At 68.4% G+C, this 22,212-nt stretch carries 15 protein-coding genes; 3 read left to right on the top strand and 12 right to left on the bottom strand.

What is annotated here, in order from left to right:
• Positions 1–57: 57 nt before the first annotated feature.
• The 6 genes from AC0666_RS21650 to rfbB form a co-directional block, all read right to left on the bottom strand.
• Positions 58–963, bottom strand: a complete 906-nt coding sequence (locus AC0666_RS21650) for a glycosyltransferase family 2 protein (protein ID WP_468584891.1) — start codon at positions 961–963, stop codon at positions 58–60.
• Between the two features lie 6 nt (positions 964–969).
• On the bottom strand, positions 970–1,371 hold the full coding sequence (locus AC0666_RS21645) for a DUF2304 domain-containing protein (protein ID WP_361720185.1): 402 nt from the start codon (positions 1,369–1,371) through the stop codon (positions 970–972).
• Positions 1,371–2,057 (bottom strand): glycosyltransferase family 2 protein, encoded by a 687-nt coding sequence (locus AC0666_RS21640; protein WP_356851298.1) that lies wholly within the window; start codon positions 2,055–2,057, stop codon positions 1,371–1,373. Before AC0666_RS21640 ends, AC0666_RS21645 begins: the two co-directional genes overlap by 1 nt.
• A 68-nt stretch (positions 2,058–2,125) precedes the next feature.
• Positions 2,126–3,457: a lipopolysaccharide biosynthesis protein gene (locus AC0666_RS21635; protein WP_468962826.1), complete on the bottom strand. Its 1,332-nt coding sequence runs from the start codon at positions 3,455–3,457 to the stop codon at positions 2,126–2,128.
• Positions 3,454–4,374, bottom strand: coding sequence for a dTDP-4-dehydrorhamnose reductase (rfbD, locus tag AC0666_RS21630; RefSeq protein WP_468962825.1), 921 nt, complete (start codon positions 4,372–4,374; stop codon positions 3,454–3,456). The genes AC0666_RS21635 and rfbD overlap by 4 nt, the downstream gene beginning before the upstream one ends.
• The gene (rfbB, locus tag AC0666_RS21625) at positions 4,371–5,348 is read right to left on the bottom strand and encodes a dTDP-glucose 4,6-dehydratase (protein ID WP_361720179.1); all 978 of its coding nucleotides are present in this window, start codon (positions 5,346–5,348) and stop codon (positions 4,371–4,373) included. Before rfbB ends, rfbD begins: the two co-directional genes overlap by 4 nt.
• Positions 5,349–5,431: 83 nt before the next feature.
• Here rfbB and rfbA point away from each other — a divergent pair, with 83 nt between their 5' ends.
• Both rfbA and rfbC read left to right on the top strand, forming a co-directional pair.
• On the top strand, positions 5,432–6,307 hold the full coding sequence (gene rfbA / locus AC0666_RS21620) for a glucose-1-phosphate thymidylyltransferase RfbA (protein WP_468584897.1): 876 nt from the start codon (positions 5,432–5,434) through the stop codon (positions 6,305–6,307).
• Entirely contained in the window at positions 6,304–6,903 is a 600-nt protein-coding gene (gene rfbC, locus AC0666_RS21615; RefSeq protein ID WP_468584899.1) for a dTDP-4-dehydrorhamnose 3,5-epimerase, read from the top strand. Before rfbA ends, rfbC begins: the two co-directional genes overlap by 4 nt.
• Before the next feature lie 236 nt (positions 6,904–7,139).
• On the opposite strand, the gene tuf is transcribed toward rfbC, so the two are convergent.
• The 4 genes from tuf to rpsL all read right to left on the bottom strand — a co-directional run bounded on the left by tuf (position 7,140) and on the right by rpsL (position 11,497).
• On the bottom strand, positions 7,140–8,333 hold the full coding sequence (tuf, locus tag AC0666_RS21610) for an elongation factor Tu (RefSeq protein ID WP_356851304.1): 1,194 nt from the start codon (positions 8,331–8,333) through the stop codon (positions 7,140–7,142).
• A gap of 150 nt (positions 8,334–8,483) precedes the next feature.
• Positions 8,484–10,613, bottom strand: a complete 2,130-nt coding sequence (gene fusA / locus AC0666_RS21605) for an elongation factor G (RefSeq protein WP_361720169.1) — start codon at positions 10,611–10,613, stop codon at positions 8,484–8,486.
• 39 nt (positions 10,614–10,652) lie between these two features.
• Complete coding sequence (gene rpsG, locus AC0666_RS21600; protein WP_007265894.1) at positions 10,653–11,123, bottom strand: 30S ribosomal protein S7; 471 nt, start codon at positions 11,121–11,123, stop codon at positions 10,653–10,655.
• 2 nt (positions 11,124–11,125) lie between these two features.
• Complete coding sequence (gene rpsL / locus AC0666_RS21595) at positions 11,126–11,497, bottom strand: 30S ribosomal protein S12 (protein WP_007265893.1); 372 nt, start codon at positions 11,495–11,497, stop codon at positions 11,126–11,128.
• Between the two features lie 435 nt (positions 11,498–11,932).
• On the opposite strand from rpsL, the gene AC0666_RS21590 reads away from it, so the two are divergent.
• A complete protein-coding gene (locus tag AC0666_RS21590; protein ID WP_478708141.1) occupies positions 11,933–14,410 on the top strand; it encodes a YfhO family protein in 2,478 nt (825 codons plus the stop codon).
• A 166-nt stretch (positions 14,411–14,576) separates the two neighbouring features.
• On the opposite strand, the gene AC0666_RS21585 is transcribed toward AC0666_RS21590, so the two are convergent.
• Positions 14,577–18,476 (bottom strand): DNA-directed RNA polymerase subunit beta', encoded by a 3,900-nt coding sequence (locus tag AC0666_RS21585; RefSeq protein WP_361720163.1) that lies wholly within the window; start codon positions 18,474–18,476, stop codon positions 14,577–14,579.
• A 97-nt stretch (positions 18,477–18,573) separates the two neighbouring features.
• Positions 18,574–22,056, bottom strand: a complete 3,483-nt coding sequence (rpoB, locus tag AC0666_RS21580) for a DNA-directed RNA polymerase subunit beta (RefSeq protein ID WP_468584912.1) — start codon at positions 22,054–22,056, stop codon at positions 18,574–18,576.
• Between the last annotated feature and the right edge of the window lie 156 nt (positions 22,057–22,212).

Genomic DNA, 22,212 nt, shown 5'->3' with positions numbered 1-22,212 from the left:
CGTCGCGAGGCGACCGCGGGTCGGGGCCGGCGGCCTCTGGGTGCGGGGAACGCCCGGTCAGTCGGCTCGCTGACCGGCGGTGAAGGCGTGCCGGGCGAGCGTGCGAACGCCGTCACGCTGTCCGCGGCGCAGTGCGCCGGGCAGCATGGTGAGCGCGTGGAAGCGGGAGCCACTGTGGAACCGGGCCGCGCGGGCGGCCTTCTTCCAGCCCCGCGCGTCCATGCGGTCGGCGACGGCGTTGAAGTACCGCTCGGCCTCGGTGAAGCGGGTGCCGGAGAACGCCTGCACGGAGGACTCGCTGACGGCGTGCCGGCGGTACTGGAAGACGGTGGTCGACTCGTCGATCAGCATCTGCTCGCCGAGTTCGAGCAGATCGACGACCAGGGCCAGGTCCTGGATGACCGAGTACTCGTCGCGGAAGTTGACCCCGCGCAGGGCTTCGCCGCGCCAGGCGATCGAGGGGAAGTACAGCCAGTTGCCGCGCAGCACGCTGGCGGCGAGCTCCTCGCCGCCCATCAGGCGCCGGCCCTTGACCTGGGGGGCGTACAGCCGCCGCTTGGTCTGGTCGGCCAGCCCGTACGCCACCTTGCCGTCGCCGTCGATCACCTCGACGCCGGGCTGGACCATGCCGATGCCCGGGTTCGCCTTGATGAGCGCGCGGACCGTCTCCAGGTAGTGCGGGTGCAGCAGGTCGTCGCAGCCCATGATCACGACGTGGTCGGCCTCGGAGAGCCGTACGCACTTCTGGAAGTTCTTCGTGATGCCGAGGTTCTGCTCGTTGCGGGTGTAGTGGACCCGCTCGTCGCCGAGCGCCTCGAACCAGCCGGGCACGTCCGGCTCCTTGCCGTCGTCGATCACGACGAGGCGGAAGTCCGGGTCCGTCTGGGCCAGGACGCTGCGGACGGCGTCCTGCATCAGCTGCACGTCCCCGTAGTAGGGGAGCATGAAGTCGAAGGTCACCACGGGGCGTCAGGCCTTCACGGAGTCGGAGTCGGGGCTCGCCGCGCCCGGCTTGGAGCCGAGGCGCTCGTCGTTGTGCCGGGCGCCCTCGCTGAGCGCCACCGTCCGGGCCAGGTCGGTGAGCTTCTTCTCCAACGAGCGGAAGCGCAGGAAGGTGTTGAGGGTCAGGAAGCCCATCGCCAGCACCATGACGTACAGCACGAGGTCGGTGCCGCGGCCGACGCCGAGCTGGTGGGCGACCCAGGTCACGTCGGTGGGGCGGAGCACGGCGTAGACGTTGACCACGACGAACACCGAGAACGCGATGCGCTTCCAGGCGCGGTTCTTGGCCTGGCCCCACGTGCGTATGAAGACGAGGGCCATCGACACCGAGCCCGCGATGAGCAGCAGCTGAATCCAGAAGTACTTCATCAGCGGCCACGCTCCCGCATAGTGATGTCGAAGATGATGTTGACGCCGTTGATCAGGGACTGGCCCTTGGCGCGCGAGTACTCGGTGTACAGGATGTCCACCGGCACCTCGGCGACGCGCAGGCCGGAGCCGGCGAGGAAGCCGACGATCTCGGACGCGTGCGCCATGCCGTTCATGGTGATGTTCAGCTGCTCGGCCGCCTTGCGGCTGAGCACCCGCAGCCCGTTGTGGGCGTCGGTGAGCTTGAGCTTGCGGGCGGTCGGGCTGACGGCAGCCGCCGTGCGCAGCACGACCCGCTTGATCCACGGCACCTGGCCGTTCTGCTCGATGAAGCGGGAGCCGAGCACCACGTCGACCTCCCCGCCGCGCAGCAGCTCGACCATCTTCTCCACGTCGGCCGTCTGGTGCTGGCCGTCGGCGTCGAAGGTCGCGAAGTAGCGGGCACCGGGCTGGGCGAGCGCGTACTTGAGACCGGTCTGCAGGGCGGCGCCCTGGCCGAGGTTGACCGGGTGGCGCACCAGGTGGGCGCCCGTGGTCGCGATGTGCTCGGCCGAGTCGTCGGAGCTGCCGTCGTCGACGACGACTATGTTCGGGAAGGTCTCGCGCGCTCCCTCGACCACACCGGCGATCACCTGGCCCTCGTTATAGGCCGGTATGACCAGCCAGACATCGTCGTATTGGGACACGGTAGCTCCAGCGGAATGTGGCACGTGCGAGTGCTCGGTGATCGATGGGACGTCGTAGGCGGACACGGTCACTCCCCGACCGTTCCGGCGCCCAGCGGGCTTGCGGCGACCTCGCGCCCGGGGCCCTCGGCGGTGCCCGGGGCCGCTCCGGGGAACCCCAGCCTCAGCACGGTCAGCATACCGAGCACGGTGGCCAGGGAGCCGAGGGCGTAGGCCAGGATGACCCTCAGGGCGACGTCACCCGGGGCGAAGGTGACGGCGACCAGGACGGCGGCGCCGACGGCCCAGCACAGCAACTGCAGGTTGTGCCGCTTGAATACCATCAGCGCCTGTCCGAGCACCATCGCGAACATGTACGCCACGGTGCCGGCGGACAACAGGAAGAAGTCGAGGCAGCCCAGGACGGGACGGGCGTCGAACAGCACCTCGATCAGCCACGGTCCGAGGGCGGTGGCGGGCACTCCGCCGGCCAGGCCGAGCAGCAGGACCACCACGGCGATCCGGCGCAGCATCGCCGAGAACGCCGCCCGGTCGCCCGCCGTGTAGGCCGCGGTGAGCCCGCCCAGCAGCGAGGCCTGGAGCGAACCGAAGACGAACAGCGGTACGCGGGCCAGGACCAGCGCGTTCAGCAGCGCGCCGATCAGCGCGCTGTCCGTGGGCGCCAGCAGCTTGGTGCTCATCACGGCGGCGTTGACGACCACCTGGGAGAGCAGGGTCGAGCAGATCAACAGGCCCAGCCCGCCCACCAGTTCCCGCCAGGCGATGTCCTCGCCGGGGCCGGCGGCGCGCAGCAGCACCGGCAGGGTCACCAGCATCGCGACCACGGGTGCGCCCGCCAGGACCAGGCTGAAGGCGAGCGCGGAGTGCAGTCCGAGGAGGGCGCAGCCGAACGCGAGGGCGATCCGCAGGCCGCCGTCGACGGCGAGCTGGACGCCGTACGCACCGAACCGGCCGAGGCCGGCCAGCACCCCCCGGGTCAGGTAGCAGACCGCCATGCCGGTGAAGGCACCGCCGAGCGCGGCCACCAGGCCCCGGTCCCCGCGGAACAGCAGGTCCGCGATCGGGGCCGCGCCCAGCCCGAGGACCAGCAGCGTGGCGCCGAGCATCCCCGCGGTCAGCAGGGTGGCGCGGCGCAGTACGGGGGCGGCCCCGTGGCCGAGCACCGCCCGCGCGGCGACGATCCGGGTGAGCTCCTGCTCGATGGGGAAGAAGACGCCGATGCCGACGGACATGACGATGGTCCACAGCACCGACACGTTCGCCATGTCGTCGCTGGACAGGCTGTGTCCGGCCACGCCGAGGTGGACGTACGAGGCGGCGCCGAGCACGACGGTGCCGCCGGCCACCGCGACGGTGCCCGGCGGCAGTGCCGCGCTCAGCTTGTTCAGCAGGGCCTTCATCCCGCTCGGCCGTCCCGGGCCGCTTTCGCGAGTGCCGCGAAGCCGGGGGTGGCGAGCGCCTCGGCCAGCTGCTCCTGCCAGTCGGCGAGCGGGGCGAGGCCTGCCTCGGCCCACTGGTCGTGCGCGAGCACGCTGAAGGCGGGGCGGACGGCCGGGCGGACGAAGGCCTCGGAGGTGGTGGGCCGGATCCGCTCCGGGTCCAGTCCGCTCAGCCGGTACGTCTCGCGGGCCAGTCCCATCCAGGTGGTCCGGCCGCTCGCGGTGCCGTGGTAGACCCCGCCCATGGCCCAGCCCTTCAGCGCGGCCAGGCCCAGTTCGACCAGGTGGCGGGCCAGCGCGTAGGACCAGGTGGGCTGGCCGTGCTGGTCGTCGACCACGTCGAGGGTGTCGCGCTGGGCGGCCAGCTTCAGCATGGTGGCGACGAAGTTCGGCCCGTGCTCGCCGTACAGCCAGGCGGTCCGGACGACGTAGCCGTCCTGCGGCAGCAGCTCGGCGACGGCCTGCTCGCCGACCAGCTTGGAGCGCCCGTAGGCGTTGACCGGGCCGGTCTCGGCGTCCTCGCGGTACGGCTCCGTGGCGTCGCCGGGGAGCACGTAGTCGGTGGAGACGTGCAGCAGGCGCACGTGGGCGGCGGCGCAGGCCTCGGCGAGGACGCGTACGCCCGTGCCGTTGACGGCGGTTGCGGCGTCCTCGGCCGTCTCGGCGCCGTCCACGTCGGTCCAGGCGGCGCAGTTCACGACCACGGCGACACCCTCGACCGCCGCGCGGACCGCGGCCGCGTCGGTGATGTCGAGGTCGTCGCGGCGCAGGCCCACGGCGTCGATGCGGGCGCGCTTCAGGACGGTCAGGACGTCCTGGCCGAGCATCCCGGCGGCGCCGGTGACGAGCCAGCGCCCGGCCAACGAGTTGGTCCTCACTTCTGCAGGGCCGCCTTCGCCTTCAGCGGCTCCCACCAGGCGCGGTTCTCGCGGTACCAGTCGATGGTGGCCTTGATGCCGTCCTCGAAGGTGACCTGCGGGGCGTACCCGAGCTCTGCGCCGATCTTGCTGATGTCGATGGAGTAGCGCAGGTCGTGGCCCTTGCGGTCCTCGACGTGCTCGACCATGTCCCAGCCCAGGCCGGCGGCCTCCAGGAGCACGCCGGTCAGTTCCTTGTTGGTGAGCTCGGTGCCGCCGCCGATGTTGTAGACCTCGCCGGCGCGGCCCTTGCGCATGGCCAGGTCGATGCCGCGGCAGTGGTCGGAGACGTGCAGCCAGTCGCGGACGTTGCCGCCGTTGCCGTACAGCGGGACCTTCTTGCCGTCCATCAGGTTCGAGACGAACAGCGGGATGACCTTCTCCGGGAACTGGTAGTGCCCGTAGTTGTTCGAGCAGCGCGTGACCACGACGTCCATGCCGTGCGTCCGGGCGTAGGCCAGCGCGAGCAGGTCGGAGGAGGCCTTGGAGGCGGAGTACGGGGAGTTGGGGACCAGCGGCCACTCCTCGGTCCAGGAGCCCTCGTTGATCGAGCCGTACACCTCGTCGGTGGAGATGTGCACGAAGCGGCCGACGCCGTGCTTGCGGGCCGCGTCCAGCAGGACCTGCGTACCGACGACGTTGGTCATCACGAAGGGGCCCGCACCGGCGATCGAGCGGTCCACGTGCGACTCGGCGGCGAAGTGCACGACGACGTCGTGACCGGGCATCACCTGGTCGACGGCCTCGGCGTCGCAGATGTCGCCCTTGACGAAGCGGTAACCGGGGTGGTCCGCGACCGGCGCCAGGTTGGCTTCGACGCCGGAGTAGGTCAGCTTGTCGAAGACCGTGATCTGGGCCGATGCATCCGCACCGAGCTGCTGGCGGACAAATTCAGAACCGATGAAGCCGGCGCCGCCGGTCACGAGGATGCGCATAATACGAAGAGTCTAGCGGCTGGCGCACCACCCCCCGGGCCCGGACCTCGGCACTCCGGATGCTCTCGCATAGGGTTGTGGGCATGCGTGGAATTCTCTTGGCCGGCGGCACCGGATCCCGACTCTGGCCGCTGACCCGGGCAGTCTCGAAGCAGCTGCTCCCCGTCTTCGACAAGCCGATGATCTATTACCCGCTTTCCACCCTGGTCATGGCAGGAATCAGCGAGATTCTCGTCATCACCACGCCGGAGGACCGGGCCCAGTTCGAGCGTCTGCTCGGCGACGGCTCCCAGTTCGGCATCCGGCTGGAATACGCGGTCCAGGAGCGCCCCGAGGGCATCGCCCAGGCCTTCGTGCTCGGCGCCGACTTCATCGGCGACGAGTCCGTGGCCCTGATCCTCGGCGACAACATCTTCCACGGCAGCGGCCTCGGCACCCGCCTCGCCGAGCACACCGACTCCAAGGGCGGCCGGGTCTTCGCGTACCCGGTGGCCGACCCGACGGCGTACGGCGTGGTCGAGTTCGACGAGAACGGCCAGGCCATCTCCATCGAGGAGAAGCCGGCCAAGCCCAAGTCCCGCTACGCCGTGCCGGGTCTGTACTTCTACGACAACCGCGTCGTCGAGATCGCCCGCGGCCTCAAGCCCAGCGCCCGCGGCGAACTGGAGATCACCGCGGTCAACGACGCGTACCTCCAGGCCGGTGAGTTGAATGTCACCATCCTCGACCGCGGTACCGCCTGGCTGGACACCGGGACGTTCGTCTCCATGGTCCAGGCCTCGGAGTTCGTCCGGGTCATCGAGGAACGCCAGGGCTTCAAGATCGGCTGCATCGAGGAAGCCGCCTGGCGCGCCGGTCTGATCGACTCCGCGCAGCTGCGCGCACTGGCCGAGCCGCTGCTCAAGAGCGGTTACGGCGACTACCTGCTGGGCCTGCTCGACGAGGAGGCAGCCCGATGAAGTTCCGCGAGCTCTCGATTGCCGGCGCCTACGAGATCACCCCCCAGCTGCACGGCGACCCGCGCGGCCTGTTCACCGAGTGGTACCGCTTCGACAAGCTGTCCGAGGTCGTCGGGCACCCGCTGAACCTGGCGCAGGCGAACCTCTCGGTCTCCTCGCGCGGTGTGGTCCGCGGCATCCACTTCGCCGACGTCCCGCGCGGCCAGGCCAAGTACGTCACCTGCGTCCGCGGCGCCGTCCTCGACGTCATCGTGGACCTGCGGGTCGGCTCGCCGACCTTCGGCCGCTGGGAGGGCGTCCGCCTGGACGACGTGGACCGCCGCGCGGTCTACCTCTCCGAGGGCCTCGGCCACGGGTTCTGCGCCCTGAGCGACGACGCCACGCTGTCGTACCTCTGTTCGGAGACGTACAACCCGACCGCCGAGCACTCGGTTCACCCGCTCGATCCCGAGCTGGGCATCGAATGGCCGGCCGACACACCGCTGCTCTCCGCCCGCGACGAGGCCGCCCCCTCGCTCGCGGAGGCCGTCGCCACGGGCCTGCTGCCCGACTACGCCGTCTGCCGGGAGTTCACGGAGTCGCTGCGCGTGGACTGAGCTCCACCGAGCCCGTACGACGAAGGGCCGCACCCGACCGGGGTGCGGCCCTTCGTCGTACGGTGTGAGCCCGGCGCACCCGGACGGAGGAGTACCCGGACGGAGTACCCGGTCGCAGCACGCCACGGACCACGGCGCAAGGAAAGGGCCCCTCCCCCCTCGCGTGAGCGACGGGGAAGGGGCCCTTCCGTCAAACATGGTGCCCGCTCGCGCGAGCTACCAGGTCAGAACACGAATTACTTCGTGATCTTGGTGACCTGGCCGGCGCCGACCGTACGACCACCCTCACGGATGGCGAACTTCAGGCCCTCCTCCATGGCGACCGGCTGGATCAGCGCGACCGACATCTCGGTGTTGTCGCCCGGCATGACCATCTCGGTGCCCTGCGGGAGGGTCACGACGCCGGTCACGTCCGTGGTACGGAAGTAGAACTGCGGGCGGTAGTTGTTGAAGAACGGGGTGTGACGGCCACCCTCGTCCTTCGACAGGATGTAGGCCTGGGCCTCGAACTCGGTGTGCGGCGTGACCGAACCGGGCTTGATGATGACCTGGCCGCGCTCGACGTCCTCGCGCTTGATGCCACGGAGGAGCAGACCGACGTTCTCACCGGCCTGGCCCTCGTCGAGCAGCTTGCGGAACATCTCGATACCGGTGACCGTGGTGGTGGTCTTCTCTTCCTTGATACCGATGATGTCGACGGTCTCGTTGACCTTCAGGACACCACGCTCGATACGGCCGGTGACGACCGTACCGCGACCGGTGATCGTGAAGACGTCCTCGACGGGCATGAGGAACGGCTTCTCGGTGTCACGCGGCGGGGTGGGGATGGACTCGTCCACGGCCTTCATGAGGCCGAGGAGCTTCTCGCCCCACTCCTTGTCGCCCTCAAGGGCCTTCAGCGCGGAGACGCGGACGACCGGCAGGTCGTCGCCCGGGAACTCGTACTCGGAGAGCAGCTCACGGACCTCGAGCTCGACGAGCTCCAGGATCTCCTCGTCGTCCACCATGTCGGCCTTGTTCAGGGCGACGACGATGTACGGAACGCCGACCTGGCGGGCCAGGAGCACGTGCTCCTTGGTCTGCGGCATCGGGCCGTCGGTGGCGGCGACCACGAGGATGGCGCCGTCCATCTGCGCGGCACCGGTGATCATGTTCTTGATGTAGTCCGCGTGACCCGGGCAGTCGACGTGGGCGTAGTGACGCGCCTCGGTCTGGTACTCGACGTGCGCGATGGAGATGGTGATACCGCGCTGGCGCTCCTCAGGAGCCTTGTCGATCTGGTCGAAGGCCGAGGCCTCGTTCAGGTCCGGGTACGCGTCGTGCAGCACCTTGGTAATGGCGGCCGTGAGGGTCGTCTTACCGTGGTCAATGTGACCGATGGTGCCGATGTTGACGTGCGGCTTAGTCCGCTCGAACTTCGCCTTCGCCACGGGGGTCCTCCTGGAGAGTGGTTCTGTACGCCTTACTCATCGGCGCCAGGTGATCTTTGCTGGATTGCCGTCCCCACCGGGGCAACAAGAGATTTTCTCCTGATGCCCCGGAGGTTCCGGTGATTAGCCTAAAGCGTGAACTCGGAAGAGTTACTCGCCCTTGGCCTTCGCGATGATCTCCTCGGCGACGTTCCTGGGAACCTCGGCGTAGGAGTCGAACTGCATCGAGTAGCTGGCGCGACCCGAGGTCTTGCTGCGGAGGTCTCCGACGTAGCCGAACATCTCCGAAAGCGGCACGAGGCCCTTCACGACGCGGGCGCCGCTGCGCTCCTCCATGGCCTGGATCTGGCCACGGCGAGAGTTGATGTCGCCGATGACATCGCCCATGTAGTCCTCGGGCGTGGTGACCTCAACGGCCATCATCGGCTCAAGGAGCACGGGAGAAGCCTTGCGCGCGGCCTCCTTGAAGGCCTGCGAACCGGCGATCTTGAACGCGAGCTCGGAGGAGTCGACCTCGTGGTAGCCACCGTCGAGAAGGATGACGCGGACGCCGGTCATCTCGTAGCCGGCGAGGATGCCGAACTGCATGGCCTCCTGCGCACCCGCGTCGACCGAAGGGATGTACTCCTTCGGGATGCGGCCACCGGTGACCTTGTTCACGAACTCGTAGGCAGGGCCCTCGGAGTCCGTGATCGGCTCGATCGCGATCTGCACCTTGGCGAACTGACCGGTACCACCGGTCTGCTTCTTGTGGGTGTAGTCGTGACGCTCGACGGCCTTGCGGATCGTCTCGCGGTACGCGACCTGCGGCTTGCCGACGTTGGCCTCGACCTTGAACTCACGGCGCATACGGTCGACCAGCACCTCAAGGTGCAGCTCGCCCATACCACCGATGATGGTCTGGCCGGTCTCCTCGTCCGAGTGAACCTGGAAGGAGGGGTCCTCCTCCGCGAGACGCTGGATGGCGACACCCAGCTTCTCCTGGTCACCCTTGGACTTGGGCTCGATGGCGACCTGGATGACCGGGGCCGGGAAGTCCATGGACTCCAGGATGACCTGGTCCTTCTCGTCGCACAGCGTCTCACCGGTGGTGGTCTGCTTCAGGCCCATGACGGCGACGATGTCGCCGGCGCCCACCGAGTCGATCTCCTCACGCTTGTTCGCGTGCATGCGGTAGATCTTGCCGATGCGCTCCTTCTTGCCCTTGACGGAGTTCGTCACGGCAGTGCCGGACTCCAGGCGGCCCGAGTAAACCCGGACGAAGGTGAGCTTGCCGAGGTGCGGGTCGCTCATGATCTTGAACGCCAGCGCCGCGAGGGGCTCGTCGTCGGACGGCTTGCGCTTGACGACCAGCTCCGCGTCCTTGACGTCGTGGCCCTCGATGGCCTCGACGTCCAGGGGCGACGGCAGGTAGCGGACCACGGCGTCGAGCAGGGGCTGAACACCCTTGTTCTTGAACGCGGTGCCACAGAACACCGCGGTGACCGTGGTGCCCTTCGACTTGCCGGACGCGATGATGATGCGACGGACGGCGGCGTGCAGCTGCTCCACGGACGGCTCCTCGCCGTTCAGGAAGAGCTCCATGATCTCGTCGTCGTTCTCGGCGACGGTCTCGACCAGCTTGCCGCGCCACTCTTCAGCAGCCTCGGTGTGCGTGGCCGGGATGTCGACGATGTCGTACATCTCGCCCTTGGTCGCCTCGGCGGACCAGACGAACGCCTTCATGGTGACGAGGTCGACGACACCCTGGAAGTCGGCCTCGGCGCCGATCGGCAGCTGCATGACGATCGGAACAGCGCCCAGGCGCTCCTCGATCATGTCGACGCAGCGGTGGAACTCGGCACCGGTGCGGTCCAGCTTGTTGACGAAGCAGATCCGCGGCACGCCGTAACGGTCGGCCTGACGCCACACCGTCTCCGACTGCGGCTCCACACCGGCGACACCGTCGAACACGGTGACGGCACCGTCGAGGACGCGGAGCGAACGCTCCACCTCGACCGTGAAGTCCACGTGGCCCGGGGTGTCGATGATGTTGATGGTGTGGTCGACGTCCTCCAGCGGCCAGTGGCAGGTCGTCGCGGCGGACGTGATGGTGATGCCGCGCTCCTGCTCCTGCTCCATCCAGTCCATCGTGGCAGCGCCGTCGTGGACTTCACCGATCTTGTACGAGACACCGGTGTAGAACAGGATGCGCTCGGTGGTGGTCGTCTTGCCCGCGTCGATGTGGGCCATGATCCCAATGTTGCGGACCTTGGCCAGGTCAAGCGAAGTGGTAGCCATAAGGCTTCAGTCTTCTCTCGGTCTCGATGTGGGGTGGGACTACCAGCGGTAGTGCGCGAAGGCCTTGTTGGACTCGGCCATCTTGTGCGTGTCCTCACGCTTCTTGACGGCCGCACCGAGGCCGTTCGAAGCGTCGAGGAGCTCGTTCATGAGGCGCTCGGTCATGGTCTTCTCGCGACGGGCGCGGGAGTAACCGACCAGCCAGCGCAGCGCGAGGGTGGACTGACGGCCGGGCTTGACCTCGACCGGGACCTGGTAGGTCGCGCCACCGACACGGCGGGACTTGACCTCAAGCGACGGCTTGACGTTCTCCAGCGCGCGCTTCAGCGTGATGACCGGGTCGTTGCCGGTCTTCTCGCGGAGGCCTTCCATGGCGCCGTAGACGATGCGCTCGGCGGTGGAGCGCTTGCCGTTCAGCAGGATCTTGTTGATGAGCGAGGTCACCAGAGGAGATGCGTAGACCGGGTCGATGATGACCGGGCGCTTCGGGGCGGGGCCCTTACGAGGCATTCTTACTTCTCCTTCTTGGCGCCGTAGCGGCTGCGGGCCTGCTTGCGGTTCTTGACAGCCTGGGTGTCAAGCGCACCGCGGATGATCTTGTAACGAACACCCGGCAGGTCCTTCACACGGCCACCACGCACGAGCACGATCGAGTGCTCCTGCAGGTTGTGTCCCTCACCCGGAATGTAAGCGGTGACCTCGATGCCGGAGGTCAGACGCACACGCGCGACCTTGCGGAGCGCCGAGTTCGGCTTCTTCGGGGTGGTCGTGAACACACGCGTGCAGACGCCGCGGCGCTGGGGCGAAGCCTCAAGCGCGGGCGTCTTCGTCTTCTCGACCTTGTCCTGCCGGCCCTTACGGACCAGCTGCTGGATCGTAGGCACTACTTCTCCGGTTTCTGTGTGCCGTGTAGTGAAGCTAACCTGGAACTTTGCCGACCCACGCGGTCGGGTGTGTCGGATCCGGCGGACCTCCGCGCAAGCACGGAAACGCATGGATCGCGGTGGCTGATTCGGCTCGCTTGCGGTTGATGGACACGCACGGGAGCCCAGGCACACCCCAGGCACAAGGTCTGAGCGTACCTATCGCACGGACTCCGGTCAAAACAAAAGCCCGGCCCCCGCCGGGACCCCGTTCCCGCCGGTCATGCGCCGCCTGGCCGAGCGCCCGCCCGGACCGTCCCGACTCGCGCGTACGGGAGGGGCGTGGTAGGAGCACCCGGCTCCGGCAGCCCCGGCAGCCGTACCCCCGGCCACTAAACTGCGTCAGCGATTCAGCCGCGAACCGCACGAACCGCACGATCACCAGGGAGCAGGACATTGGGGACGGTCACCTCGGAGCCGACGGCGGCGGACAGCCCCGCCCACCCGTCGTCCCGCCGCCGCCTCCAGCGGCTCCCGCGCCGGACCCGGCGCACGTACGGCCCCCTGCTCGCCTTCCTGATCACCTCGGCCGCCTTCTGCTCGGCCTGGGCGGCGCGCGGCACCTTCCCCTTCGGTGACACCGGCCGGGCCATCAACGACCAGGCCAACCAGTACGTGCCCTTCCACCGGGCGCTGTGGGACCTGGTCCACGGGCAGGCAGCCGGCGACCTGCTCTTCACCTGGCGCGGCGGCTTCGGCCAGCAGTTCCTGTCCGACTACCACACGTACCTCGGCAACCCGTTCTCGTGGCTGGCCGTGCTCGTCCCGCGCGCCCACGTCGACCTCGCCGTCTTCGTGATCACCCCGGTGACGATGGGCACCGCCGCCGCGCTGATGACCGTCTACCTCGGCAAGCTGCACCCCGGCCCGGGCTGGCAGCGCGGGGTGCTCGGCGCCTGCTACGGCCTGTGCGGCTGGGCCCTGAGCGACGCCTCGTACATCCCGATGTGGCTGTGGGGCCTGGTCGCGCTCCCGCTGCTCGGCATCGCCGTCGAGTGGAGCCTGGAGGAGCGCCGCTGGCCGGGGGTCGCGCTGTTCGTGGCGCTCGCCTGGTTCGGCAACTTCTACACCGCGATGATGGCCACGATGGCGGCCTGCGTACTGCTCGGCATCCGGCTCGCCACCCGCGACATGACCGGGGCGCAGCGGCTGCGGGCGGTCTGGCGGGCCTCGACCGCCGCGGCGACCGGAATCCTGCTGACCCTTCCGCTCCTCCTGCCGTCGTTCCTGTCCAGCGGTGCCGCCCAGCCGACGGAGGCCGGGGCCTTCGACCCGGTGCGGATCGAGGTCTTCCTGGCCGGGATGCTCCCGGCCACCCACTTGTGGGGCGGCCGGCCGCGGCTGTACGTGGCCTCGCTCGGCCTGGTCCTCGCCGGATCGTTCGTCCTCAACACCGCCGTCGCACGCCGGACCCGCCTGGTGTGGGCGGCGGCGGTGGTGCTGGTGGCGGCGTCGTTCCAGTTCCCTCCCACCCAGTACCTGTGGCACGGCCTGGCCGTCCCGAACGGCAATCCGTACCGCGAGACCTTCGTCTTCAGCGGACTGGTGGTGATGGCCGCCTGGCTGGCCCTGGCCAACCGGCCGCGCCCGCTCCACCTGGCGGTGTCGGCGGGGCTGCTGGTCGCGGCCACGTTCCTGCTTCGGCACACCGACGACTTCGGCGGCTGGACCTGGCGGGCGGTACTCGTCGGCGGGGGCGTCTCCCTCCTTGCCCTGGTCCTGCTCGCGCTCGGCGAGAAGCGCCGCTTCCTGATCCCCGTGGCGGCCGTCCTCATGGTCGGCGCGGTCTTCGCGGAGTCCACCGTGGCGGCCGCGAACGCGGACGCCCGCCGGGCCCGGGAGCGCTGGGCGAAGCCGGTCGCCACCTCGAACCGCTCCGTCAACGAGCACGGGGACGCCGTCCGGGGGGTGGACGGCTGGCCCGCGTACCGGACGGACTCGGGCGCGCCGCAGACCTCGTACAACGACGCCCTGGCGCTGCGTGCGGAGGGCCCGCAGTACTACAGCAGCTACCTCCCGGAGGTCACCTACCAGGCCCTGGAGCCGCTGGGCTACGGCTTCAAGAACGACGGCCGGACCTTCTTCGGCGCCGACAACCCGGTGCTCGACGCGATCTTCTCGATCGGCGCCCGCGTCCGGCCGGGGGCCGCCGGGGGCGGCTGGACGGCCACCCGCTCCCCCGCGCCCCCGCTGGTGACGGTCCGCAGCGCGGCGTACGCGTCCCCCAACCCGGCGGACAGCGTCTACGCCCGCCAGGAGAACGTCCTCGGCGCCACCGTCTACCAGGTCCCGCCGGTCACCCGGGGCGGCAGCCCCACCGAGCAGACCTACACGGCCCGCTGCACGCCCGGCTCGGAGGCGTACTGGTTCTCCCCCGCCCTCTACGGCACCCTCACCACCGGCGGCGCCGAGCACCGCCTGGAGGACCGGATGACCGGCGTGCTGAAGCTCGGCCCGGTCCCCGCGGACGGCACTCTCCCGGTCACGGTGCACACCCGCACCGACGGCGCCACGGCCGGGGAGCACCCCGTCGGCTGCCTGGACCGCGGCAGGCTGGACGCGGCGGTCACCCACCTCACCCGCACCGGCGCGACCGCGGTCGACGTGGGCGGCCACACCATCGAGGCCACCCTCCCGCAGGGCACCACGGGCACCGCGGTCCTCGCGACGACGGCCGTCCCCGGCTGGCAGTGCTCCGCCCCGATCCGCCCCTTCCACGGCCTGCTCGCGCTCCCCGTATCCCCGGGCACCACGAAGCTCTCCTGCACCTTCACCCCCAAGGGCCTCACCCCCGGCCTGGCCGCCGCCACCCTCGCCCTCCTGGCCCTCACCTCGGTCACGGTCGCCGGAGCCCGCCGCCGGCGCCGGGCCTGACGGGCGGCTCGCAGCCGTCCTCCAGCCGGCGCGCAGCCGGCTGGAGGACCGGCACAGGGCCGGCTGACGGCCGCCCACGGCTCCAGGGGCGGCTCCCCGGCCGGGTACACGAAGAAGCCCCCCGCCGCTCCTCTCGGAGCGACGGGGGGCTTCTTCTTACGAGCTGTTAGCCGTTGTACGGGCCGTAGTCGTAGTCCTCCAGCGGGACCGCCTGGCCGGAGCCGGTGCCGAAGGGCGAGTAGTCGATGTCGTCGTAGCCGACGGCCGAGTACATCGCGGCCTTCGCCTCCTCGGTGGGCTCGACCCGGATGTTGCGGTAGCGGGCGAGGCCCGTACCGGCCGGGATGAGCTTACCGATGATGACGTTCTCCTTGAGGCCGATGAGGCTGTCGGACTTGGCGTTGATCGCCGCATCCGTCAGGACTCGGGTCGTCTCCTGGAAGGAGGCGGCCGACAGCCAGGATTCCGTCGCCAGCGAGGCCTTGGTGATACCCATCAGCTGCGGACGGCCGGAGGCGGGGTGACCGCCCTCGGTGACCACACGACGGTTCTCGGTCTCGAACTTCGAGCGCTCGACGAGCTCGCCCGGCAGGAGCTCCGCGTCACCGGACTCGATGATCGTCACGCGGCGCAGCATCTGCCGGATGATGATCTCGATGTGCTTGTCGTGGATCGACACGCCCTGCGAGTTGTAGACCTTCTGGACCTCGCCGACCAGGTGGACCTGGACGGCACGCTGGCCGAGGATGCGCAGCACGTCGTGCGGGTTGGTGGCACCCGCGGTGAGCTTCTGGCCCACCTCGACGTGGTCGCCCTCGTGCACGATGACCTTGGCGCGCTTCGAGATCGGGAACGCCGTCTCGTCGCTGCCGTCGTCCGGCGTGATGACGATCTTCTTCGTCTTCTCGGTCTCCTCGATCCGCACGCGGCCGGCGGCCTCGGAGATCGGGGCGACACCCTTCGGGGTACGGGCCTCGAAGAGCTCGACGACACGCGGCAGACCCTGCGTGATGTCGTCACCGGCCACACCACCGGTGTGGAAGGTACGCATCGTCAGCTGGGTACCGGGCTCACCGATGGACTGGGCGGCGATGATGCCGACCGCCTCACCGATGTCGACCAGCTTGCCGGTGGCGAGGGAGCGTCCGTAGCAGAAGGCACAGGTGCCGACCGCGGACTCACAGGTCAGGACCGAGCGGGTCTTGACCTCCTCGACGCCGTTGGCGACCAGGGCGTCGATCAGGACGTCACCGAGGTCGACGTTGGCCGGCGCGATGACCTTGCCGTCGATGACGACGTCCTCGGCCAGCATGCGGGCGTAGACCGAGGTCTCGACGTCGTCGGCCTTGCGCAGCACGCCGTCCTCGCCGCGGACGGCGATCTTCAGCTTCAGGCCGCGCTCGGTACCGCAGTCCTCCTCGCGGATGATCACGTCCTGCGAGACGTCCACCAGACGACGGGTCAGGTAACCCGAGTCGGCGGTACGCAGGGCGGTGTCCGCCAGACCCTTACGGGCACCGTGCGTGGAGATGAAGTACTCCAGAACGGTGAGGCCCTCACGGAAGGACGCCTTGATCGGACGCGGGATGGTCTCGTTCTTCGCGTTCGACACCAGACCACGCATACCGGCGATCTGCCTCATCTGCATCATGTTTCCTCGGGCACCCGAGTCAACCATCATGAAGATGGGGTTGGTCTTGGGGAAGTTCGCGTTCATCGCCTCGGCAACCTCGTTGGTCGCCTTGGTCCAGATCGCGATGAGCTCCTGCGTGCGCTCGTCCTTGGTGATCAGACCGCGCTCGTACTGCTTCTGGACCTTCTCGTCCATCGCCTCGTAGCCCGCGACGATGGCCTTCTTGGCCTCGGGCACGACGACGTCGGAGATGGCCACGGTGACGCCCGAACGGGTCGCCCAGTGGAAGCCGGCCGCCTTCAGGTTGTCGAGCGTCGCCGCCACGATGACCTTGGGGTAGCGCTCGGCCAGGTCGTTGACGATCTCGGAGAGCTGCTTCTTGCCCACCGAGTAGTCGACGAACGGGTAGTCCTCGGGCAGCAGCTCGTTGAAGAGCGCACGGCCCAGCGAGGTCTTCAGACGGAAGCTGTCGCCCGGCTGGAACTCCTGCTCGCCCTCCTCGGCCACCGGCGGCACCCAGCCGCGCGGCGGGATGGTGCCCACCGGGAAGCGGATGTCGACCTGCGACTGCAGCGCGAGCTCACCGGCGTCGAACGCCATGATCGCCTCGGCCGTGGAGCCGAACGCGCGGCCCTCGCCCTTGGTGTCACGGAGGTCACCGTCGGTGGTCAGGAAGAACAGACCGAGGACCATGTCCTGGGTCGGCATCGTGACCGGACGGCCGTCGGCCGGCTTGAGGATGTTGTTCGAGGACAGCATCAGGATGCGGGCCTCGGCCTGCGCCTCCGCGGAGAGCGGCAGGTGCACGGCCATCTGGTCACCGTCGAAGTCCGCGTTGAACGCGGTGCAGACGAGCGGGTGGATCTGGATGGCCTTGCCTTCGACCAGCTGGGGCTCGAAGGCCTGGATGCCGAGACGGTGCAGCGTGGGCGCACGGTTCAGCAGCACCGGGTGCTCGGCGATGACCTCTTCGAGCACGTCGTACACGACCGTGCGGCCGCGCTCGACCATGCGCTTCGCCGACTTGATGTTCTGCGCGTGGTTCAGGTCGACCAGGCGCTTCATCACGAACGGCTTGAAGAGCTCCAGCGCCATGGCCTTGGGCAGGCCGCACTGGTGCAGCTTCAGCTGCGGACCGACGACGATCACGGAACGCGCGGAGTAGTCCACGCGCTTGCCGAGGAGGTTCTGACGGAATCGACCCTGCTTGCCCTTCAGCATGTCGCTGAGGGACTTCAGCGGACGGTTGCCGGGGCCCGTGACCGGGCGACCACGGCGGCCGTTGTCGAAGAGGGCGTCGACCGCCTCCTGGAGCATGCGCTTCTCGTTGTTCACGATGATCTCGGGCGCACCGAGGTCGAGAAGGCGCTTCAGGCGGTTGTTGCGGTTGATCACGCGGCGGTACAGGTCGTTCAGGTCGGAGGTCGCGAAGCGGCCACCGTCCAGCTGCACCATCGGACGCAGGTCCGGCGGGATCACCGGGACGCAGTCCAGCACCATGCCCTTGGGGCTGTTGCTGGTCTGCAGGAACGCGGAGACGACCTTGAGGCGCTTGAGCGCACGGGTCTTCTTCTGGCCCTTGCCGGTACGGATGATCTCGCGGAGGCGCTCGGCCTCCTCCTCCAGGTCGAAGGACTCCAGGCGCTTCTGCAGCGCCGCGGCACCCATCGAGCCGTCGAAGTACGTGCCGAAGCGGTCACGCAGCTCGCGGTAGAGCAGCTCGTCACCCTCAAGGTCCTGGACCTTCAGGTTCTTGAAGCGGTTCCACACCTCGTCGAGGCGGTCGATCTCGCGCTGGGCGCGGTCACGGAGCTGCTTCATCTCGCGCTCGGCGCCTTCGCGCACCTTGCGGCGCACGTCGGCCTTCGCGCCCTCGGCCTCAAGCTCGGCCAGGTCGGTCTCAAGCTTCTTGGCACGGCCTTCGAGGTCCGCGTCACGGCGGTTCTCGATCTGCTGGCGCTCGACGGAGACGTGGGCCTCCAGCGACGGCAGGTCGCGCTGGCGGCGCTCGTCGTCGACGAACGTGATCATGTACGCGGCGAAGTAGATGACCTTCTCAAGGTCCTTCGGCGCGAGGTCCAGCAGGTAGCCCAGGCGCGACGGGACGCCCTTGAAGTACCAGATGTGGGTGACGGGAGCGGCAAGCTCGATGTGGCCCATCCGCTCACGACGCACCTTGGCGCGCGTGACCTCGACGCCACAGCGCTCACAGATGATGCCCTTGAAGCGGACACGCTTGTACTTGCCGCAGTAGCACTCCCAGTCCCGGGTCGGACCGAAGATCTTCTCGCAGAAGAGTCCGTCCTTCTCGGGCTTGAGGGTGCGGTAGTTGATGGTCTCCGGCTTCTTGACCTCGCCGTGCGACCAGGTTCGGATGTCGTCCGCGGTGGCAAGGCCGATCCGCAGCTCGTCGAAGAAGTTGACGTCGAGCACTGTGCGTCAATCCCTCTTTCGGGGTCGAGTCTCAATCATGGTCTGAACGGTCCCGGGGATGACGGGGGGCTCTTGAGCGAGCCCCCCGCCAGGCCCGTCAGACCTCTTCGACGCTGCTCGGCTCACGCCGGGACAGGTCGATACCGAGCTCCTCCGCCGCGCGGAAGACGTCCTCGTCGGTGTCGCGCATCTCGATGGACATGCCGTCCGAGGACAGCACCTCCACGTTGAGGCAGAGCGACTGCATTTCCTTGATGAGCACCTTGAAGGACTCGGGAATGCCCGGCTCGGGGATGTTCTCGCCCTTGACGATGGCCTCGTAGACCTTCACGCGGCCGGTGACGTCGTCGGACTTGATGGTCAGCAGCTCCTGGAGGGCGTAGGCGGCGCCGTACGCCTCAAGCGCCCACACCTCCATCTCACCGAAGCGCTGGCCACCGAACTGCGCCTTACCACCCAGCGGCTGCTGCGTGATCATCGAGTACGGACCGGTCGACCGCGCGTGGAGCTTGTCGTCGACCAGGTGGTGGAGCTTGAGGATGTACATGTACCCGACCGAGATCGGGTCCGGGAACGGCTCGCCGGAGCGGCCGTCGAACAGGCGCGCCTTGCCGGACGGGAGGACCAGGCGGTCACCGTCGCGGTTCGGGATGGTGTGCTCGAACAGGCCGGCGAGCTCGTCCTCGCGGGCACCGTCGAACACCGGGGTCGCGACGTTCGTACCGGGCGCGACCTTGTCGGCGCCGATCACCTTGAGGCGTTCGGCCCAGTCCTCCGCGAGGCCGGAGACGTCCCAGCCGCGGCTGGCGAGCCAGCCGAGGTGGATCTCCAGGACCTGTCCCGGGTTCATTCGGGACGGGACACCCAACGGGTTCAGGATGATGTCGACCGGGGTGCCGTCCTCCAGGAAGGGCATGTCCTCGATCGGAAGGATCTTGGAGATGACACCCTTGTTGCCGTGGCGGCCGGCGAGCTTGTCACCGTCGGTGATCTTGCGCTTCTGGGCGACGTAGACGCGGACCAGCTGGTTCACGCCCGGGGGAAGCTCGTCCCCCTCCTCGCGGTCGAAGACGCGGACACCGATGACCTTGCCGATCTCACCGTGAGGGACCTTGAGCGAGGTGTCACGCACCTCGCGGGCCTTCTCACCGAAGATCGCGCGGAGCAGGCGCTCCTCCGGGGTCAGCTCGGTCTCACCCTTGGGCGTGACCTTGCCGACCAGGATGTCGCCGGCGACGACGTCCGCACCGATGCGGATGATGCCGCGCTCGTCGAGGTCGGCGAGGACCTCCTCGGAGACGTTCGGGATGTCCCGGGTGATCTCCTCGGGGCCCAGCTTGGTGTCACGGGCGTCGACCTCGTGCTCCTCGATGTGGATCGAGGAGAGGACGTCGTCCTGCACGAGGCGCTGCGACAGGATGATCGCGTCCTCGTAGTTGTGGCCTTCCCACGGCATGAACGCGACGAGCAGGTTCTTGCCGAGGGCCATCTCGCCCTCTTCGGTCGCCGGGCCGTCGGCCAGGACCTGGCCCTCGACGATCCGGTCGCCCTCGTTGACGATGACCTTCTGGTTGACCGAGGTGCCCTGGTTCGAGCGGGAGAACTTGGCGACGCGGTACGTGGTGTACGTGCCGTCGTCGTTGCCGACGGTGATGTAGTCGGCCGAGACCTCCTGGACGACACCGTCCTTCTCCGCCTTGATCGAGTCACCGGCGTCGACCGCACAGCGGTACTCCATGCCGGTGCCGACGAGCGGGGCCTCCGCCTTGATGAGCGGAACGGCCTGGCGCATCATGTTCGCGCCCATGAGGGCACGGTTGGCGTCGTCGTGCTCAAGGAAGGGGATCATCGCGGTCGCGACGGACACCATCTGGCGCGGGGAGACGTCCATGTAGTCGACGTCGTCGCCGGCGATGTAGTCGATCTCGCCGCCACGACGGCGGACGAGGACGCGGTTCTCGGTGAAGCGCATCTCGTCGTTCAGCGCGGCGTTCGCCTGGGCGATGACGAAGCGGTCTTCCTCGTCGGCCGTCAGGTAGTCGACCTCGTCGGTGACGACACCGTCCACGACCTTGCGGTACGGGGTCTCGACGAAACCGAACGCGTTGACGCGGCCGTAGGAGGCGAGCGAGCCGATCAGACCGATGTTCGGGCCTTCGGGGGTCTCGATCGGGCACATGCGGCCGTAGTGCGACGGGTGGACGTCACGGACCTCGAAGCCGGCCCGCTCACGGGACAGACCGCCGGGGCCCAGCGCCGACAGGCGGCGCTTGTGGGTCAGACCCGACAGCGGGTTGTTCTGGTCCATGAACTGCGACAGCTGGCTGGTGCCGAAGAACTCCTTGATGGAGGCGACGACCGGCCGGATGTTGATCAGGGTCTGCGGCGTGATCGCCTCGACGTCCTGGGTGGTCATGCGCTCGCGCACGACGCGCTCCATACGGGCCAGACCCGTACGGACCTGGTTCTGGATGAGCTCGCCGACGTTGCGCAGACGACGGTTGCCGAAGTGGTCGATGTCGTCGGTCTCGACGACGATCGAACGGCCCGACTCACCGGTGGTCTCGGTCTCGCCCGCGTGGAGCTTCACGAGGTACTTGATCGTCGCGATGATGTCGTCGGTGGTCAGCACACCGGCGTCGAGCGGCTCGTCGGCGCCGAGCTTCTTGTTCACCTTGTAGCGGCCGACCTTGGCGAGGTCGTAGCGCTTCGGGTTGAAGTAGAGGTTCTCCAGCAGCGTCTGAGCGGCCTCGCGGGTCGGCGGCTCGCCCGGGCGCAGCTTGCGGTAGATGTCGAGCAGCGCGTCGTCCTGGCCCTGGGTGTGGTCCTTCTCCAGGGTGGCGCGCATGGACTCGTACTCGCCGAACTCCTCAAGGATCTGCTCGGTGGTCCAGCCGAGGGCCTTCAGGAGGACGGTCACGGACTGCTTGCGCTTGCGGTCGATGCGGACACCGACCATGTCGCGCTTGTCGACCTCCATCTCCAGCCAGGCACCCCGGGACGGGATGATCTTGGCGGAGAAGATGTCCTTGTCGGACGTCTTGTCGATGGAGGAGTCGAAGTAGACGCCGGGGGAACGGACGAGCTGCGACACCACGACACGCTCGGTGCCGTTGATGACGAAGGTGCCCTTGTTGGTCATGAGCGGGAAGTCGCCCATGAAGACCGTCTGAGACTTGATCTCTCCGGTCTCGTTGTTCGTGAACTCGGCGGTAACGAAGAGCGGCGCCGCGTACGTGAAGTCGCGCTCCTTGCACTCGTCGACAGAGTTCTTCGCCGGCTCGAACCGGTGGTCGCGGAAGGTCAGCGACATCGACCCGGAGAAGTCCTCGATCGGCGAGATCTCCTCGAAGATCTCTTCCAGACCGGACTTGGTGGGGACGTCCTGTCCACTCTCAAGCGCCGACTCGACGCGAGACTTCCAGGCGGCATTGCCGAGCAGCCAGTCAAAGCTCTCGGTCTGCAGCGCCAGGAGGTTCGGAACCTCGAGGGGCTCCTTGATCTTTGCAAAGGAGATGCGCAGCGGGGCGGTGCTGGCACCGTTGTTCGTATTGGTCGAGGCGTTGCGCGAGGCGGCCAAGAGGGGGTCCTTCCGAGGGCTCGGACTCACTACGCGCGTACCGGTCCCAGCCGACACAGAAGACGGACTGCGCCTGATTGACCAAAAGGCCAGGTCAGGACGATCAATCAAGTGTGCTCAAGCGTGGGCATGCCCCTGGCGACGGGCAGGGGACAG

The organism is Streptomyces sp. NPDC043680 (assembly GCF_056436685.1).
Note: the sequence above shows the minus strand (reverse complement) of the source record. Positions and strands in the feature narration are given on the sequence as shown.

What these genes read in the sequence shown, in the direction of transcription:
- rfbC (WP_468584899.1), top strand. Translation starts at nt 6,304, where the DNA reads ATGAAGTTCCGCGAGCTCTCGATTGCCGGCGCCTACGAGATCACCCCC.
- AC0666_RS21645 (WP_361720185.1), bottom strand. Translation starts at nt 1,371, where the DNA reads ATGAAGTACTTCTGGATTCAGCTGCTGCTCATCGCGGGCTCGGTGTCG.
- AC0666_RS21635 (WP_468962826.1), bottom strand. Translation starts at nt 3,457, where the DNA reads ATGAAGGCCCTGCTGAACAAGCTGAGCGCGGCACTGCCGCCGGGCACC.
- rfbB (WP_361720179.1), bottom strand. Translation starts at nt 5,348, where the DNA reads ATGCGCATCCTCGTGACCGGCGGCGCCGGCTTCATCGGTTCTGAATTT.
- fusA (WP_361720169.1), bottom strand. Translation starts at nt 10,613, where the DNA reads ATGGCTACCACTTCGCTTGACCTGGCCAAGGTCCGCAACATTGGGATC.
- rpsG (WP_007265894.1), bottom strand. Translation starts at nt 11,123, where the DNA reads ATGCCTCGTAAGGGCCCCGCCCCGAAGCGCCCGGTCATCATCGACCCG.
- rfbA (WP_468584897.1), top strand. Translation starts at nt 5,432, where the DNA reads ATGCGTGGAATTCTCTTGGCCGGCGGCACCGGATCCCGACTCTGGCCG.